At 74.1% G+C, this 16,132-nt stretch carries 13 protein-coding genes; 8 read left to right on the top strand and 5 right to left on the bottom strand.

Annotated features, from left to right (window positions below; genetic code table 11):
• Window positions 1-65: 65 nt before the first annotated feature.
• Both O7609_RS08770 and O7609_RS08765 read right to left on the bottom strand, forming a co-directional pair.
• On the bottom strand, window positions 66-1,547 hold the full coding sequence (locus O7609_RS08770; protein ID WP_269744328.1) for a CehA/McbA family metallohydrolase: 1,482 nt from the start codon (window positions 1,545-1,547) through the stop codon (window positions 66-68).
• Window positions 1,548-1,718: 171 nt separating this feature from the next.
• Complete coding sequence (locus tag O7609_RS08765) at window positions 1,719-2,312, bottom strand: TetR/AcrR family transcriptional regulator (protein ID WP_269743380.1); 594 nt, start codon at window positions 2,310-2,312, stop codon at window positions 1,719-1,721.
• Between the two features lie 142 nt (window positions 2,313-2,454).
• On the opposite strand from O7609_RS08765, the gene O7609_RS08760 reads away from it, so the two are divergent.
• Complete coding sequence (locus O7609_RS08760; RefSeq protein WP_269743379.1) at window positions 2,455-3,393, top strand: SCO6745 family protein; 939 nt, start codon at window positions 2,455-2,457, stop codon at window positions 3,391-3,393.
• 147 nt (window positions 3,394-3,540) lie between these two features.
• On the opposite strand, the gene O7609_RS08755 is transcribed toward O7609_RS08760, so the two are convergent.
• The 3 genes from O7609_RS08755 to O7609_RS08745 form a co-directional block, all read right to left on the bottom strand.
• A complete protein-coding gene (locus tag O7609_RS08755; protein ID WP_269737073.1) occupies window positions 3,541-4,641 on the bottom strand; it encodes an ADP-ribosylglycohydrolase family protein in 1,101 nt (366 codons plus the stop codon).
• 109 nt (window positions 4,642-4,750) lie between these two features.
• Window positions 4,751-7,420: a bifunctional FO biosynthesis protein CofGH gene (locus O7609_RS08750; protein WP_269734378.1), complete on the bottom strand. Its 2,670-nt coding sequence runs from the start codon at window positions 7,418-7,420 to the stop codon at window positions 4,751-4,753.
• A gap of 44 nt (window positions 7,421-7,464) precedes the next feature.
• A complete protein-coding gene (locus tag O7609_RS08745; protein ID WP_332328054.1) occupies window positions 7,465-9,570 on the bottom strand; it encodes a D-alanyl-D-alanine carboxypeptidase family protein in 2,106 nt (701 codons plus the stop codon).
• Window positions 9,571-9,907: 337 nt separating this feature from the next.
• On the opposite strand from O7609_RS08745, the gene O7609_RS08740 reads away from it, so the two are divergent.
• The 7 genes from O7609_RS08740 to O7609_RS08710 all read left to right on the top strand — a co-directional run bounded on the left by O7609_RS08740 (window position 9,908) and on the right by O7609_RS08710 (window position 16,078).
• The gene (locus O7609_RS08740; RefSeq protein ID WP_269734376.1) at window positions 9,908-10,672 is read left to right on the top strand and encodes a GOLPH3/VPS74 family protein; all 765 of its coding nucleotides are present in this window, start codon (window positions 9,908-9,910) and stop codon (window positions 10,670-10,672) included.
• A 216-nt stretch (window positions 10,673-10,888) separates the two neighbouring features.
• Window positions 10,889-11,752 carry a helix-turn-helix domain-containing protein gene (locus O7609_RS08735; protein WP_269734375.1) on the top strand — a complete coding sequence of 288 codons (864 nt, stop codon included), beginning with the start codon at window positions 10,889-10,891 and terminating at the stop codon, window positions 11,750-11,752.
• Window positions 11,753-11,965: 213 nt separating this feature from the next.
• On the top strand, window positions 11,966-12,175 hold the full coding sequence (locus O7609_RS08730) for a DUF397 domain-containing protein (protein ID WP_269734374.1): 210 nt from the start codon (window positions 11,966-11,968) through the stop codon (window positions 12,173-12,175).
• Between the two features lie 786 nt (window positions 12,176-12,961).
• Window positions 12,962-13,453: a helix-turn-helix domain-containing protein gene (locus tag O7609_RS08725; protein ID WP_269734373.1), complete on the top strand. Its 492-nt coding sequence runs from the start codon at window positions 12,962-12,964 to the stop codon at window positions 13,451-13,453.
• A gap of 225 nt (window positions 13,454-13,678) precedes the next feature.
• Window positions 13,679-14,233, top strand: a complete 555-nt coding sequence (locus tag O7609_RS08720) for a hypothetical protein (protein WP_269734372.1) — start codon at window positions 13,679-13,681, stop codon at window positions 14,231-14,233.
• Between the two features lie 7 nt (window positions 14,234-14,240).
• Window positions 14,241-15,455, top strand: a complete 1,215-nt coding sequence (locus O7609_RS08715) for an MAB_1171c family putative transporter (protein WP_269734371.1) — start codon at window positions 14,241-14,243, stop codon at window positions 15,453-15,455.
• Complete coding sequence (locus O7609_RS08710) at window positions 15,452-16,078, top strand: hypothetical protein (RefSeq protein ID WP_269734370.1); 627 nt, start codon at window positions 15,452-15,454, stop codon at window positions 16,076-16,078. Before O7609_RS08715 ends, O7609_RS08710 begins: the two co-directional genes overlap by 4 nt.
• The last annotated feature ends 54 nt before the right edge of the window (window positions 16,079-16,132 follow it).

Genomic DNA, 16,132 nt, shown 5'->3' with positions numbered 1-16,132 from the left:
GCGCTGCCCCGCCCCCGCGTGGACGTGACCGAATCCGTACGCGGGGGCGGGGCGTGCGGACGCCGTCAGTCGGCCGTCAGCCAGAGCGGGTTGGTCATCGCGACCATGGGGCCGGGCAGGCCGCCGCCGGGACCGGGCCGGCGGACCTCGGCGCGGACATAGGTGGCCAGGGAGGCCGTCGTCGTCCACTCCAGGGTTCCGGCCGGGCCGGAGCGCAGCTCGCCCTGGTCCGTCAGGAGCCGCGCCGTCGCGTCCCCGGGCGCGCCCTCGACGTCGAGCCGCACGGTGACGGGCGCTTCCGGGTCGCGGACGCGGAGCCGTTCGCCGATGCCGGCGTACCGCCCGCGCTCGTCCGCCGCGCTCAGCCGCACGGTGACGGCGGCGGACTCGGCGAGGTAGCTGCGCCCGGCGCGCAGGGCCGCCAGGACGGCGGGGCGGCTGAGGTCGTCGGCGTGGACGACGGTCTGCGGCAGGCCGACGACCTGGGGTTCGCGGTGGGCGTCGCTGTTGCCGACGGCGGGCAGCCAGTTCCGGTGGCCGCGTGCCGCCAGCTCCAGGTCCCAGCCCGCGACGGACACCTCGTCGTCTGGCGTCCACGGCCCGTTCCACACCTCGACGGCGTCGGCGCCCTCGAAGCCGAACTTCCACTGGCAGCCGACGAACGGGCAGTGTGGGTGCGCCGGGACGACGAGGCCGTCGGCGCGGTGCACGCGGCGTACGAACCCGTCGTAGGCGTGGTCGCGGGCCCGGTAGCGCCAGTCGACGAAGGTGCCCGGGTCGGTGCCGACGGCCAGGTAGTGGCCGTTGCGGGTGGTGACCTCCTCGCCGCACAGGATGAGCAGGTCGTCGCCCCACAGCCCGGCCCACGCGCCGTGCCCGGAGGTGGTGTTGTGCTCGGTGGTGACGATGAAGTCCAGCCCGGCCGCGCGGGCTGCGGCGGCCACCTCGGCCGGGGTGCGCCGCCCGTCGGAGTGCACGGTGTGCAGGTGCCCGTCGCCCCGGTACCAGGCCCGGCCCCGGCCCTTCGCCCGCTCCGGCGGGTAGGACGGCCGCACGGCCTCGCCGGGGGCGCCGTACCGCAGGGTCACGCTCACCTCGTAGTCCAGGCCCTGTGGGGCGACCGTGTAGGGGCCGAGGACGACGTGCCAGGTGCCGGGCCGCACCGGCCCCGCCAGATAGCCGGGGGTGGCCCGCTCGGCGGAGATGGCGAACGCGCTGCGGAAGCCGCCGGACCAGCCGCGGAAGCCACGGCCGGGAAGGTCGGTGCCGCGTTCGTCGAAGATGCCGATGTCGAGGGCGTTGCCGCGGGTGCCGTCGGGGACGGCGGGGCGGTCGTAGGAGTAGGAGACGGCGATCTCGCGTACTCCGCGCGGCACTTCCACGGGCAGGTAGACGTAGTCGGCGACGCCGGCCGGCAGCGTGCCGCGCACGGTCCGCGTCTCCTCGCCGTCCACGCCGGCCGAGCCGTTCCCGCCGTTCCCGCCTTCTTCCGTCGGCCGCCCGGCGGCCGACGCGAACTCGACCGGAGCGAGCGTCAGGGCGCCCATGCCCGCGGAAACACCCAACACCGTACGCCTGTCCAGCACGACGAACCCCCACATCGGGACGGATACACGACCGGCGCCACGGTTGTACGCGCGGACGACGGCCGGGGAAACCCCGCGCGTCGCCGGGGCCTTGGCCCGGCGAACCGTTTCCGGCCGCCGCGTGCCGTCGGCTCAGCCCGGCGCGCCGCCCCGGGGGTGGTGGGAGCCCAGCGCGGTGACGGTGGCCAGCTCGCGGAAGGCGGCGGCCGGGTCGTCCGGGGTGGGGGTACTGCCGTCGAGGCAGAGGGTGGCGTACCCGTGGGCCAGGGACCAGGCCGCCAGCGCCACGGGGCGGGGCGCCCCGGCGGTGTCCTCCTCGCCGGTGATGCCGCCGAGCAACTCGGCCCAGGCCCGTTCCCGCTGTGCCGCCAGCCCGGGGTCGTCGGGGTGGAGCAGGTGGGGCCGGAACATGACCTCGAAGTGCGCGGGGTGGGTGAGGGCGAAGGTCACGTACCCGGCGCCGAGGTCGCGCAGGCGGTCCGGGGGGTCGGGGCGGATCGCGGCGAGGGTGTCGGCCAGGAGCCCGTAGCCCTCGGCGGCCAGGGCGGTGAGCAGCCCCGTGCGGTCGCCGAAGTGGTGCGCGGGGGCGGCGTGGGAGACGCCGGCGCGACGGGCGAGGGCGCGCAGGCTCAGCGCGGCCGGTCCGTCCGCGGCGATGACCTCGGCGGCGGCGGCCAGCAGGGTGCGGCGCAGGTCGCCGTGGTGGTACGGGCGTGGTTCGGGCATGCGGGCCACCGTACCGGAATCTAGACGTTGACAAGTCCTCCGTGGCGCGGCAATCTGGACGCTGTCAAGATGCAGGTTGCCGGCCGACGCTCGTCACCGCCCGCCCGACGCCTGTCCAGGACGGCCGACGAAAGGCCAACCCATGCCCGTGTCCCACACCGCCTCGGCCGCCGCAGACCCGGCCGTGCCGCCCGCGGCGCCCACCGTGCCGCTCGGCCTCGTCCGCCGCCTGTGGCAGACCCTGGAGCCGCTGCACGCGATCATCTACTTCGCCCCCGAGGCCACCGAGGAGGCGGCGGCCCTCGGCCTCCCGGTCGACGAGCGCTGGCCAAGCTACTTCGCCTGGCGCGCCGCGCCGCTGGGCGCCGCCTCCGCCGAACTCGTCACCGCCACCTTCCACAGCTTCAGCCCCGCCATGGTCCGCCGCCACCTGCCCGGCGTCTGGGCGACAGCGGCCCCGGAGGCCGTGCTCGACGCCCGGCTGCGCGCGGCCGACGCCGCCCTGCGCGCCGCCCTCGGCGAGCGCGTCGCCGACCCGGCCGTGGCCGAGGCCGCCGAGCTCGCCCGGAGCGCGGCCCTCGCCGCCGACCACGCCGCACGTCCGCTGGCCGCCGCCAACGCGGCCCTGCCCTGGCCCGCGGAGCCCCACCTCGTCCTGTGGCAGGCGGTGACGCGGCTGCGCGAGCACCGGGGCGACGGGCACCTGGCCGCCCTCCTCGCCCACGGGCTGGACCCCGTCGAGACGCTCGTCTCCCACTCGGCCGCCGGCGCGGCACCCGCCGAGGTCTTCGCCAGCCGCGGCTGGACGGACGCCGAGTGGGCCGCCGCCACCGAGCGCCTCACCGCCCGCGGCTGGCTCGCACCGGACGGCACCGCCACCGAGGCCGGGCGGGCCGGCCGGGCGGCCGTCGAGCGGCTGACCGACGAACTCGCCGCCGGGCCCTGGACGCGGCTCGGCGTCGAGTCCTGCGAGCACCTGGCCGGGCTCGTCCTGCCCGCGGTGCTGGACGTCGTGGGCACCGGCCTCCTGCCCGAACGCAGCACCCTGGGCATCGGGATGAGCTACCCGCACCAGGATTGACGTGCTCCCTGGCCCAGAGGCCGGGGAGTGCGACCTGGGCCGAGGTCACACCCCCCCCGCCCGGGCGGGCCCGGTGCCGGGAACCGCGCCGGCCGGCCCCCGTGCCGTCGACGCAGACCTCCCCGGCGCGCGGGGAACCGTGTGGGCTCAGGCCCGGGGATAGCGGCGCAGCCAGCCGGGGCTGCCGGCCGGGGTCGCGGGGGTGTGCAGAGCCGAGCCCTGCGTCATCTCCATCGCGAAGTCGTCCGCGAGCTGGAGGATCGTCGCCCGGCCCTCCAGCTCCACCACCCAGTTCGGCGGCAGCGCCGTCTCCCCGTGCAGGGCACCCAGCAGGTTGCCGCAGACCGAGCCCGTCGAGTCCGAGTCGCCCCCGTGGTTGACGGCGAGCAGCAGCCCGTGGCGTGTGTCCTCGGCGACCAGCGCGCAGTACACGCCCATCGCCAGCGCCTCCTCGGCCACCCAGCCCGCGCCGAGCGATTCCACCCGCTCGGCGCTCGGCATGCCCTGCCGCACCGCCCCCAGCGCCCGCTTGAGCGCGTCCGTCGTCTCCTCGTGCCCCGGATGCACGGCGAGCAGCGCCAGGGCCTGCTGCACCGCGGCGTCCAGCGACTCGCCCCGTGTCACGGCGTGCACGATGACGGCGAACGCCCCGGCCGCGAGGTACCCGGTGGGATGCCCGTGCGTCTGCGTCGCGCACTCCACGGCGAGCTGAAGCACGAGCTGCGGCTCCCAGCCCACCAGCAGGCCGAAGGGCGCCGACCGCATCACGGTCCCGCACCCCTTCGACTCCGGGTTCTTGGGGCTCTCCAGCGTGCCCATCCGGTCGTCCGCCAGCCCGGTCAGGCACGCGTTGCCCGGTGCCCGCCGCGAGTACAGCCACTCCTCGCGGGCCAGCCAGCCGTCGTCCTCCTTGCGCTCGTCCGGCCCCCAGTCCCGCTGGGTGGCGGCCCAGCGCAGATAGGCGGCGTGGACGTCCGTCGGCGGATGCCACGCGCCCGCGTCCCGGCGGACGTGCGCCCTGATGAGCCCGTCCACCGTGAACAGCGTCATCTGCGTGTCGTCCGTGACCGCGCCCCGGCGCCCGTAGGCCGGGACGTAGTCCGTCACGCCCTGCGGCCCGTGCCGCTCCCGGATCGCGGCCAGCGAGTCGAACTCGACGCCCGCGCCCAGCGCGTCACCCATCGCCCCGCCGAGCAGGCACCCGCGCACCCGGCTGCGGAAACCCTGCTGCTCGGCCCGCCCCCACATGGCCCCACCGCCCCCGTCCACCCCGGTCACCAGCCTTCCCCGCGGTCGCCTACAGACTGCACCGGGCACTGTAATCCAGCCGGTTGAACACCCGCTGTATTCCCGCTCGTTACCGGGCGGGGGCCGTCTCGCCCCCGGACGGGCCGCCGTCGGGCAGGCCGTTCCCGGGCCCGCCGTCCGCGCTCAGGAGGGGCAGCAGTTCCGGGAGCCGGCCGTCGGCCGCCTGCGCGGCGGCCACCCGCTCGGCGGGCACCTCGCCGTAGGTCGTCGTGCGGGGACGGGCCGGACGGCCCGCGGCCTCCGCGATCGCCCGCAGCTCCGCGACGGAGCGGTGCGAGCCGTAGGAGGACCCGGCCATGCGGGAGATCGTCTCCTCCATCAGCGTTCCGCCCACGTCGTTCGCGCCCGAGCGCAGCATCTCGGCGGCCCCCTCGGCGCCCAGCTTCACCCAGCTCGTCTGGATGTTGGGGATGTGCGGGTGCAGGAGCAGCCGGGCCATCGCCGTCACCGCGCGGTTGTCGCGCCGCGTCGGGCCGGGGCGGGCGATACCGGCCAGGTAGACCGGGGCGTTGGTGTGGATGAACGGCAGCGTGACGAACTCCGTGAAGCCGCCGGTCTCCTGCTGGACGCGGGACAGCGTGCGCAGATGGCCCAGCCAGTGCCGCGGCTGGTCCACGTGCCCGTACATCATCGTCGAGGACGTGCGCAGACCCAGCGAGTGCGCCGTCGTGACCACCTCCGTCCAGGTGGCCGCCGGCAGCTTGCCCTTGGTGAGGATCCAGCGCACCTCGTCGTCCAGGATCTCGGCCGCCGTGCCCGGCAGCGAGCCCAGCCCGGCCTCCTTCGCGGCGACGAGCCACTCGCGCAGCGACATCCCCGTGCGCGAGGCCCCGTTGACGACCTCCATGGGCGAGAACGCGTGCACGTGGATGCCCGGTACCCGTTCCCGCACGGCCCGGACGAGGTCGAAGTAGGCGGTGCCCGGCAGGTCCGGGTGGATGCCGCCCTGCATGCACACCTCCACCGCGCCCACGTCCCACGCCTGCTGCGCCCGGTCGGCGACCTGGGAGAGGGAGAGGGTGTAGGCGTCGGCGTCCGTCCGGCGCTGCGCGAACGCGCAGAACCGGCAGCCCGTGTAGCAGACGTTGGTGAAGTTGATGTTCCGCGTGACGACGTACGTGACCTCGTCGCCGACCGCGTCGCGGCGGACGGCGTCGGCGATGCCGCACAGCGTGTCCAGCGCCGGGCCGTCGGCGTGCAGCAGGGCGAGAGCCTGCTCGTCGGTGAGCCGGGCCGGGTCCTCGGCGGCCCGGGCGAGCGCCGCGCGGACCTCGGCGTCCAGCCGCTCGGGCGCCGGACCCCGCGGGGTCATGCCGGGGGCCGCGGCCTCGCGCAGCGCCTCCCAGTCGCCGTACACCGCGTCGAAGTCCTCGCGCCGGTCGGCGCTGCGGCCCGTCGTGTCGACGGTGCGGTGCAGGTCGGTGCGGCCGGTGGCCGTGAACACCTCGTCCGGCTCCTGCCAGGGGCGCCCCTCCACCACCGCGTCCTGGCGCGCCAGCCCCGTGTCCGGGTCCGCCAGCGCACCGACGTGCGGGCGCAGCCGCGGGTCCAGCCACGGCTCGCCCCGCCGCACGAACTCCGGGTACACGCACAGCCGTTCCCGCAGACGGAACCCGGCCGCCGCCGACCGCTCGGCCAGGACGTCGAGCTGCGGCCACGGACGCTCGGGGTTCACGTGGTCCGGGGTCAGCGGGGACACCCCGCCCCAGTCGTCGATGCCCGCGCCGATGAGCCGCTCGTACTCCTCGTCCACCAGGTTGGGCGGTGCCTGCAAGGGTGCCGACGGGCCCATGATGTGCCGGGCCACCGCCACCGTGGCCACCAGGTCGTCGAGTTCGGCGTCCGGCATGCCGCGCATCGCCGTGTCCGGCTTCGCGCGGAAGTTCTGGATGATCAGCTCCTGGAGGCCGTGGTACGCGCGCTGCACGCGCCGCAGCGCGAACAGCGACTCCGCCCGCTCCTCCGGCGTCTCCCCGATCCCGATCAGCAGCCCGGAGGTGAACGGCACGCTGGAGCGCCCCGCGTCTTCCAGCACCCGCAGCCGGACCGCCGGGTCCTTGTCCGGCGAGCCGTGGTGGGGCCCGCCCGGCTCGCTCCACAGCCGCCGCGCCGTGGTCTCCAGCATCATCCCCATCGACGGCGCCACCGGCTTGAGCCGCTGGAAGTCCGACCACGTCAACACGCCCGGGTTCAGATGCGGCAGCAGCCCCGTCTCCTCCAACACCCGCACGGCGACGGCCCGCACGTAGGCGAGGGTGTCGTCGTAGCCGTGCGCGTCCAGCCACTCCCGCGCCTCCGGCCACCGGTCCTCGGGCTGGTCCCCGAGCGTGATCAGCGCCTCCTTGCAGCCCAGTTCGGCACCGCGCCGGGCGACGTCGAGGACCTCGTCCATCGACATGAACATCCCGTGGCCGGCACGCCGCAGCCGGCCCGGCACCGTGGCGAACGTGCAGTAGTGGCAGCGGTCGCGGCAGAGCCGCGTCAACGGCACGAAGACGCTCTTCGAGTAGGTGATGACCCCCGGCCGCCCTGCCTCGGCCAGCCCCGCGTCCCGCAGCCGGGCGGCCGAGGCCGTCAGCCGGGCCAGGTCGTCACCGCGCGCCCGGAGCAGCACGGCGGCCTCGGCGACGTCCAGCGCGACCCCGTCCCGGGCCCGTCTGAGCGCCCGCCGCATGGCGGTGGCGGTCGGGCGGGAGACGGCGGGTACGTCGGAAGTCATCATCCGAGCGTACGCCGCCACCCCCGCCTCACCAGGGGGATCACCTACAGCACGCGCGTGATCTTCGCCGCCGCGCCCGGCTCGCCGAGCGGCTCCGCGAGGGCGACGGGCACGCTGACCCGGCCCGGCCCCTCGCCGACGGTGAGCCGGCCCACCTCCGTGCCCGCGTCCGCCTCGCCGGGCACCGGCTCCTCGCCCGCCGACAGCTTCAGCTCCACCGACTGCCCCGGCCAGCCCACGGCCACCACGTCCTCCGTCGCCACGAGGTCCGTCCGGCCGCCCAGCCCGTCGTCCACCACTCCGACGACCGTGCCCTTCTCGACGATCGTCCGCGCCGTCAGCACCTTCTGCGTGGACTGGATCAGGTCCTTGCCCGCCGCCAGGACGGAGTCGATGATCGGCGGCTGGTGCTGCCCGAGAACGGCACCGATGATCAACTGCCGCGTGCCGCCGACGTCCGCCGTCGCGGCGAACAGCAGGTTGCCGCCCGCCGCGGTGGTGGTGCCCGTCTTGATCCCGACCGTGCCGTACAGGGGTACGAGCCGGTTCCAGTTGTCGTGTTCCGTGCCGTTGCGGTCCGTGTACGCGGGCTTGTCGACGATGTCCCGGAAGACCTCGAACTCCATCACGGCCCTGCCCAGCTTCACCTGGTCCTCGGCCGTGCTGACGGTGTCGTCCCGCAGCCCGCTCGGGTCGGTGTAGGTGGTGTTCGTCATACCGAGCTCCTCGGCCGCGGTGTTCATCCGCTCGACGAAGGCCGCCTCCGAGCCCGCGTCCCAACGGGCCACCAGCCGGGCCACGTTGTTCGCCGAGGCGATCATGATGGCGTCGAGCGCCTCGCGTTGAGTGATCGTTTCGCCGTCGGCGACCCGGACCGTCGACTCACCCTGCTCGCTGTAGCCCGCCTCCTTCTCGGCCTTCGCGTCCACCGGGATCGACGCGCCGTCCTCGCCGGGCTCCATCGGATGCGCCCTGAGCAGCAGATACGCCGTCATCGTCTTGGCGACGCTCGCGATCGGCACGGGCTTCTGCTCGCCGTGCGTCCCGAACGAGCCGATGCCCTGGACGTCGACCGCCGCCTGACCCGCCTCCGGCCACGCCAGCTCCGGCGTCGCGCCGTCGAAGGCGTACGAGCCGGCCGCCGTGAGCTCCAGCGAGGGCTCCGGCGGCGGACGCAGCAGCTGCGCCGCGACGAACACGACCGCCAGCAGCGCCACCAGCGGCGTCCAGATCTTGACCCTGCGCACCAGGATGCGCAGGGGCGTCGGCGGGGGAGCCGGCTTGTTGGTCAGGGCCGCCAGGAGCTCTATCGGCCGCTCGCCCGTCGGCGGCAGGGGCTGCTGCCGCGTCCGCTCCGGCTCCGGGACGTCCTCGGCGGCGGGGGAGGAGGACGCGGCGTCGGAGGGCAGGGGGACGAAGCGGCTCGTCCGTTCCGGGGCGCGCTCGCCGCCGTTCGGCGGTGCGGGCGGGGCCGCGGTCGGCGCCGACTCCGGGCGCGCCGCCCGCAGCGCCGTCGTCGCCGGGTCCCCGCCGCTGCCCGCGCCGACGGCCGGCTCGGGCGCGGGCTTCCCGGGCTCGGTCTCGGGCTTCTCGGGTATGGCCTCGGCTGAGGGCTCGGTCTTGGCGGGGGCCGCCGGTGCGGGCGCGTCCGCCGCCGCGTCGCCTGCGGCGTCCGTGGCGTCGTCGGCCTCGTCGTCGTCCGCGACGCCGTGCACGGCCTCGTCGTCGGAGGCGGCCTCGGAGGCGGCCTCGGAGGTGGCCTCGTCCCGGGCGTCGCGGGACTCCTCGGCCTCCCCGGCGTCCTCGTCCGTGGCGTCGCCTCCGGCGGTCGCAGGGGCCCCCTCGGCCTCGCCCCCGGTCTCGGCGTCCTCCTCGGCGTCCTGGGCGTCCTCGGTCACGTCAGAGGCCGGCCCCGCGTCGTCCTCGGCCTCCGCCGGCTCCTCGGCCGCGGAGTCCACGTCGGGGCCCGAACCGGGCTCCAAGGTCTCGTCGGTGCCGTCGGTCTCCCCGGCGCCTTCGGCCTCCGGTCCGGCGGCGGCCGCCGCGGGGGCACGGAACATCGTCGTCGGGGTGTCGACGGCCGGGGCCTCGGCCTCGGGGGTGCCGCCGCTCGCCTCCGCCCCGACGGCGCCCGCCTCCGGCTCCTGCACTGGTTCCGCTTCCGACGTCGGGGCCGTGCGCTTCCGGAAGGCCGCACGGGGATCGACCGACACGCTCGAGGCGGGAACCGACGCCTCGTCCGTTGCCGTCTCCCCCGACGACCTTCGCTGCTCCGACCTCTCGGGGGACTCGCCCGCCACCGTGCCTCCTGCCGTTCCGTTTTGTCGTACCCGTATCAGTGTCTCCTGGGCAGCTCGGTTCGCCCGGCTTCCCTGCCGCTAGACGAGTACGACATACCTATCGGTTCCACTACATTGCGGGCAGGCCCTCTCGACAGAACATTGTGAGAGGGGTCACCCTGTCATGCATCCACGCGGGGAGGCATGGATGGGCAGGAGCCGCAGAACAATTCCGGAGGAGCTTCTGCTGCTAGCTCTGGACCCGACCACGGGTACCACGGCGCAGCCGCAGTCGCTTGACCTCGGCCTTGCCGGAGCACAGCTCGTGGAGCTGGCTCTGGCCGGGCGCATAGCCCCAGACGGGGACCGTATCGCCGTGGTGCTGCCACGGCCGACCGGAGATCCGACGCTGGACTCGGCGCTTGAGCTGTTGCGCAGGCGCGGCAGTCCGGTGCGTGCCGTCAACTGGGTAGGCGGGCCCCGGCTGGGGCTGCGTCAGACGTACCTCACGCATCTGGAGCGCTGTGGCATGGTGCATGCCGTCAACGGCCAGATGTGCGGGGTGCTGCCGACGACCCGCTACCAGGCGACGGACACGGCCATCAGCCGGGAGATCAGGGCCCGGCTCGATGCGGCGATCCGCACCGGCGTTCCGCCGGACCCGCGGACGGCCGCGCTGGCCGCCCTGGCGCACGCCGTCGGGCTGGGCAAGCACTTGTACCCGGGCAACGAGGGACGGTCGTGCCGGTCGCGATTGCGCGACCTCATCCGGCACGACCCGATGGGCGGCCTGGTCGCCCACGCGGTGATGGACGTGCAGAACGGCGCGGCGGTGGGTTCGCGGCGCGGGGCGGCCGCCAGCGGCGGGACCTCCGCCCGCGGGAGCCGGTCCGCGTCGACGGCCTCGTCCGCCGGCGGTGTGCCCGCGCAGCCCAGGCGGGCGGGCATGATCCGCGTCGCCGGGGTGCGCTGAGCCACGGCACGTCCCTGACCGCCCAGCCGGCACCCGCAGCCACCGGGTGCCGGCTCCGGGCTGCCCGGACGCGACCGGGCGGCGTCGAGGTCGACACCCCGTGCGTGTGTTCGCCTACGGGCTGTGGTCGAATTTCCGGCAAAGTGCCGGTGCCGGGGCCTCGTTGCTGGCACCCTGCTGGAGTCAAGCGACCCTGACCAGCGGAGGTGCACGTCCGTGGCGTCCAACGTCAATCCCACCGTGAGAAGGCGCCGACTGGGTCAGGAGCTGCGCAGGCTCCGCGAGGAGAAGGGCATGACGGCCGAAGAGGTCGCCGACCGCCTCCTCGTCTCCCAGTCCAAGATCAGCAGGTTGGAGAACGGGCGCCGCAGCATCAGCCAGCGGGACGTGCGCGACCTGTGCGGCGTGTACGCGGTCGAGGACCGCCGCATAGTCGAGTCGCTCATGCAGATGGCGAAGGAGTCCCGGCAGCAGGGCTGGTGGCACGCCTTCGGCGACATCCCGTACAGCGTCTACATCGGCCTGGAGACCGAGGCCGCGTCGCTGCGCATCTACGAGCCGCAGATCGTGCCCGGCCTGCTCCAGACGCAGACGTACGCCGAGGCCGTCATCGCGGGCGCGCTACCAGAGGCGTCCCCGGCCGAGGTCGAGAAGCGCGTCCAGGTGCGCATGCGCCGCCAGCAGCGGGTCTCCGCGCCGAACGAGCCGCTGCGGCTGTGGGCCGTGCTGGACGAGTCGGCGCTGCGCCGCCGGGTCGGCGGCCGGCAGACGATGATCGAGCAGTTGGAGCACCTGTGTGAGCTGTCCCGGCTGCCGCACGTGACGGTGCAGGTGATGCCCTTCTCCATGGGTGCCCACCCGGGCGTCAACGGCCAGTACGCGATCCTCGAGTTCCCGGACACCGCGGACTCCACCGTGGTGTACCTGGAGGGCGTGACGAGCGATCTCTACCTGGAGAAGGCGCAGGACGTGCAGAGCTACAGCGTCATGTACGAGCATCTGCGGGCGCAGGCCCTCAACGCCGACGACAGCCGGGCCTTCGTCCAGGACGTGGCCAAGGAGTACGCCCGCGAGACCTGAGGTGGCCCGGGAGCGAGAAGGGCGGCACCGTACACCGCGGCAGCGGGGTTGCGGAAGTAGCAGGCGGAATATGCCACACGGTCGAGTGAACGCCCCCTACGCGGTGGTGGATTGCCGAGTACGGTCGATCATGTGCCAGTAACAAGACTGGCTTCTCATGCTGAATCCCTTCCATCGCGACATGGTGGGATATAGGGGAAGACGGGAGCAGACATGGCAATCCGGCAGGGCAAGACCACGCGGTGGGTGAAGTCCAGCCACTCCGGCGGCAACGGCGCCTGTGTGGAAGTGAAGTCCCCGCTGCGCGCGACGATCGCCGTCCGGGACTCGAAGAATCCGCAGGGTCCGTCCCTCGCCTTCGCCCCGGTGTCCTGGACGTCGTTCGTGGGCGCCGTCGAGGGCGGAGAGCTCGACCGCGCCTGACGGCCGTGAGCGGCCTGCCGTGCTCCGTGCCCGGCGCCTTCCGGCCGGTCCGCCGTCCTGGCCGAGAGCCCCGGGCGCGGCCCGAGGAGGCCGCTTCCTTCGGCAGCGCGCACCTGCCCCCCGGTGGGCCGGTGCGCGCCGCCGTATCCCCTCCCCGCATGTCCCGGACGCCACCGCCGGTACCCACGCCCCGCCCGGCCCGGCAGGCTGCCGCGTGACGGCGTGAACGTCGCGGACGAGCCCCGGGCCGGCACCGCCTCAAGAACGACCGGGCCTCCCTGTCCGGGCCCGGCCACGGCTCCTGGGTCCTGTCGTCAAAGGGGGTGTCCGTCCGCGAGCCGGGGTCCCCCGGCGTTGGCCGGGGGAGTCGCGCGCAGGGCGCTATTGACGACAGGGCCTAAGGTTGTTGGCGGCGTCAGAGCCGCCGGGCTCCCGACCCCGCGCCCCCGGAGGGCGAAGGGGCCGGCGGTCCGGAGGGAGACGCGGGCCTGGAGTGTGGTGGGCGGCGCAAGCAAGTGGGGCCGGAAGCCGACGGCCTGAGCGTGTCAGACCGGCCGGACTTCCGACCCCGCGCCCTCTGAAGGGCGAGCACGCCGTGCGGACCCCCGTTGCCGTACGCCGTGCCGTCTATTTCGTTTTACGCGCCACGGAGAGGTTACGACCTGGGTGCCCCCTCTTGTCAAGCGGGCTTTACGATGGGGGTCGAGTCCGCCGAGTGCGTAAACTTGATGAGACACCGGCTGCGGTGCGGACCAGCCGCAGGAGCCGACCACGAGGGGTGATGGGGTGGACAGGGGGACACCCGGGAACGGGCGCACCATCGCGGAGCGGTTGGACCATCTGATCGGGACGATCCACCCGCCTGACCGCGGGCCGCTCAGCTACATGGAGATCGCGGAGGCGATCAAGGCGAAGGCCGGCCCGGGTGGGCAGACCGTCTCCCATGCCACCATCCAGAAGATCCGCAAGGGTGAGATCACCGACCCGAAGGTCTCCACGCTCACCGTGATCGCCGGGTTCTTCGGTGTTCCCGTCACCTACTTCTTCGACGACACCGTGGCCGACCGGGTGGACGCGAAGATCGCCAAGGTGAAGCAGCGGGTGGAGCTGACCCGGGCCCAGCGTGAGCTGGCGGACATGCTGGGGGACGGGGACGTGCGCGATGTGGCGGTCCGGATGAACGGGCTGTCCGTCGAGAGCCTGCGGGCGATTCGCGGCGTGGTCGACCAGGCCCGTCGGCTGGAGGGGCTGCCGGACACCCCCGGCCGGACCGGGTAGCCGGGCCTCGGCCGGCTTTACCGGGAAAGGGCGGAATCGTCGCCCTTGCTCGATGTCCGCCGGGACGAGGGGAATCCGGGGTGGTGCGCCGCGTGCCGAATCGAAGCCAGCGCGCGATGAATTCTGTGTGCTGCAACACGGAAACCTTATTGACTGATAATCAGTCGCCGGAATTTGGTCTCTGGACTCCGGCAGAGCCTAAACTCGGGGCCCGAAGGAGTCCGTATGCCCAAGACGAGCCGCCGTGCCCGCTGCGAGGCCGTCGCCGACGCTCTCGATCTGCCCCGTCCGTTCGACCTCGACGTCCTCTGCGAGCGCATCGCCGCAGAGCGTGGACGTCCCCTACGGCTGGTCCCGCTGGAGGCCGCGCCGGACGGCAGCCTGCCCTGTGGGGTATGGGTGGCGACGCGGAACACCGACCTGATCTTCTACGAGCCGGCCACCAGCTCCTTCCACAAGCTCCAGATCGTGCTGCACGAGCTCTCCCACATGCTGCTCGGCCACGGTTCGCCCGACGCCGAGCGCCCCGCCTACGTGAGCCGGCTCATGCCGGAACCCGACGGCGAACCGGTCGAGGACGACGAGGACGAGCTGGACATGGACCAGCTTCTCCACATCCTCGGCCGCACCAGCTACAGCGACGACGAGGAGCGTGACGCCGAACTCCTGGCCACGATCCTCAGCGACCGTGCGGTCACCTCCGTCCCCGCGAAGTGCGACCAGGCCGCCGACGTCCTCGACCGGCTCAACGACGCCTTCGGATCCCCCATACGCTGGTGAGGAGCCCATGGAAGCCGCCGTACTGATCCTGCTGTGGGCCACCGTTCTGTGGCGGGTCCCGACCGCCTTCCGCAGCCCGAACCAACGGGTGCTGTCGGTGACGTTCTCGGCCCTGACGATCGCGATGACCCTGCGGCTTCCCGACGTCATGCGGGTCATCGACGAGGGCACCGGGATCCACAACCTCTCCACGCTCCTCAAGCACGTCTTCGGCATCACCTCCGCCGCCGCGCTGCTGGAGTTCGTCTTCCGCATCACCGGCACGAGCACGGCCCGGGGCCGCGCCTTCCGCGCGCTGCTCGCGGGCGGGACCCTGCTCGCCCTGTCCGTCCTGTTCTCCCTCACCCCGCGCGACGCGCAGGTGGCCGAGTACTTCGAGAGCAAGGCCGGTGCCGGCGCCGCGGCGACCGCCTACCTCATGGTCTGGTACGCCTACCTCGGCGGCGCCCTGCTCATCGCCACCCTGCTGTTCGTCGGGGCGCGTCGGCACGCGGGCGCGAGCTGGCTGCGCTCCGGGCTGCGGTTCCTGGGCCTGGGCACCGCGGCGGGCGTCGGCTACGCCCTCGTGCGCGCCGTCTACCTGGTGGCCGCGCTGCTCGGCGCGACCGACGACGCCCTGGACGCCGCCGTCGCCCACTGGACGGACGTGGCCAAGCACGCAGCCATCGTCCTCATCCTCGTCGGCAGCCTGCTGCCCGCCGTCGGCGTCACCCTGCAGGCGCGCCGGTCCTGGCGGCTGCTGCGCCAGCTCGGCCCGCTGTGGCGCGACCTGACGGAGGCGGTGCCCGAGGTCGTCCTGCACGAGGAGCTGGGCCGCAGGGAACTGCGGATGCGGCTCCACCGCACCGTGGTGGAGATCCGGGACGCCATGCTCGCGCTGGAGCCCTACGGTTCCGCCGCGGACCGCGAGCGCGCCGAGACCGTCGCCGACGCCAGCGGGCTGAGCGGTGACGAGCACCACGCCCTCGCCAACGCCTGCCGCATCGAGGCCGCCCGGCGGGCCAAGCTCGCCGGACGTCCGCCCCTGGACCCCGTGCGCCGGCCCGACCCCGACGAGGACGCCGCCGTCCGCGAGCGCCTGCACGGCCTCGGCCACCTCGGCGACCTGGACGCCGAGGTGGATCTCCTCCTCCGGCTGGAGGCGGCCCGGCACCACCCCGCCGTCCGGGGGTTCACCAGCAGCAGCCCCGAGGCCGTCCGTCAGGAGCCCGCACGACCGTGAGCACGCAGTCCGCGACCACCGCACCACCACGCTCCACCGCACGGCTGATCACCGACGGCTTCGAGCCGAAGAACTGGATCATCGCCCTCACCGTCCTCGTCGGCTGGCGGGTCGACGGGCTCGCCGGGATCGGCTGGGGGCTGTTCGGCGCGTTCTTCGCGGCCGTCCTCCCCGTCCTGTTCATCACCTTCGGCATCCGGCGAGGCACCTGGGCCGACCGGCACCTCGGCGTCCGGCAGCAGCGGCTCGTCGTGATGGTGTTCATCACCGCCTCGGTGACGACGGGCACGCTGCTGATGGGGGCGTCCGGGGCGCCCCGCGCCATGATCGCCCTCATCGCGGCGATGATCGCCACGCTCGTCGTCCTGATGGCGATCACCGCGGCGTGGAAGGTGTCCGTCCACGCCGCGGTGTCCTCGGGCAGCGTCGCGATCCTGGCCCTCGTCTGCGGGCCGTGGGCGCTGCTGGCGTATCCGCTGGTCGCACTGGTGGGCTGGTCCCGGGTGGAGCTGCGCGACCACACCACGGCGCAGGTCCTGGCCGGCACCGGGCTGGGGGCGCTCGTCGCCGCGGGGACGTTCGGCCTGCTGGCGGGGGCGGGGGCCGTGTCCGGTTCCTGGTGACGCCCGCGTCCCGACCGCACCGCCGCCCGGGCCCTCCGCGTCCCCGGGGCCGCG

It is taken from the genome of Streptomyces sp. WMMC1477 (assembly GCF_027460245.1).
Classification (GTDB): Bacteria; Actinomycetota; Actinomycetes; order Streptomycetales; family Streptomycetaceae; genus Streptomyces.
This window is presented reverse-complemented; position numbering and strand designations above follow the sequence as displayed.

What these genes read in the sequence shown, in the direction of transcription:
- O7609_RS08770 (WP_269744328.1), bottom strand. Translation starts at nt 1,547, where the DNA reads ATGGGCGCCCTGACGCTCGCTCCGGTCGAGTTCGCGTCGGCCGCCGGG.
- O7609_RS08760 (WP_269743379.1), top strand. Translation starts at nt 2,455, where the DNA reads ATGCCCGTGTCCCACACCGCCTCGGCCGCCGCAGACCCGGCCGTGCCG.
- O7609_RS08720 (WP_269734372.1), top strand. Translation starts at nt 13,679, where the DNA reads ATGCCCAAGACGAGCCGCCGTGCCCGCTGCGAGGCCGTCGCCGACGCT.
- O7609_RS08730 (WP_269734374.1), top strand. Translation starts at nt 11,966, where the DNA reads ATGGCAATCCGGCAGGGCAAGACCACGCGGTGGGTGAAGTCCAGCCAC.
- O7609_RS08765 (WP_269743380.1), bottom strand. Translation starts at nt 2,312, where the DNA reads ATGCCCGAACCACGCCCGTACCACCACGGCGACCTGCGCCGCACCCTG.
- O7609_RS08715 (WP_269734371.1), top strand. Translation starts at nt 14,241, where the DNA reads ATGGAAGCCGCCGTACTGATCCTGCTGTGGGCCACCGTTCTGTGGCGG.
- O7609_RS08755 (WP_269737073.1), bottom strand. Translation starts at nt 4,641, where the DNA reads ATGTGGGGGCGGGCCGAGCAGCAGGGTTTCCGCAGCCGGGTGCGCGGG.
- O7609_RS08750 (WP_269734378.1), bottom strand. Translation starts at nt 7,420, where the DNA reads ATGACTTCCGACGTACCCGCCGTCTCCCGCCCGACCGCCACCGCCATG.
- O7609_RS08740 (WP_269734376.1), top strand. Translation starts at nt 9,908, where the DNA reads ATGGGCAGGAGCCGCAGAACAATTCCGGAGGAGCTTCTGCTGCTAGCT.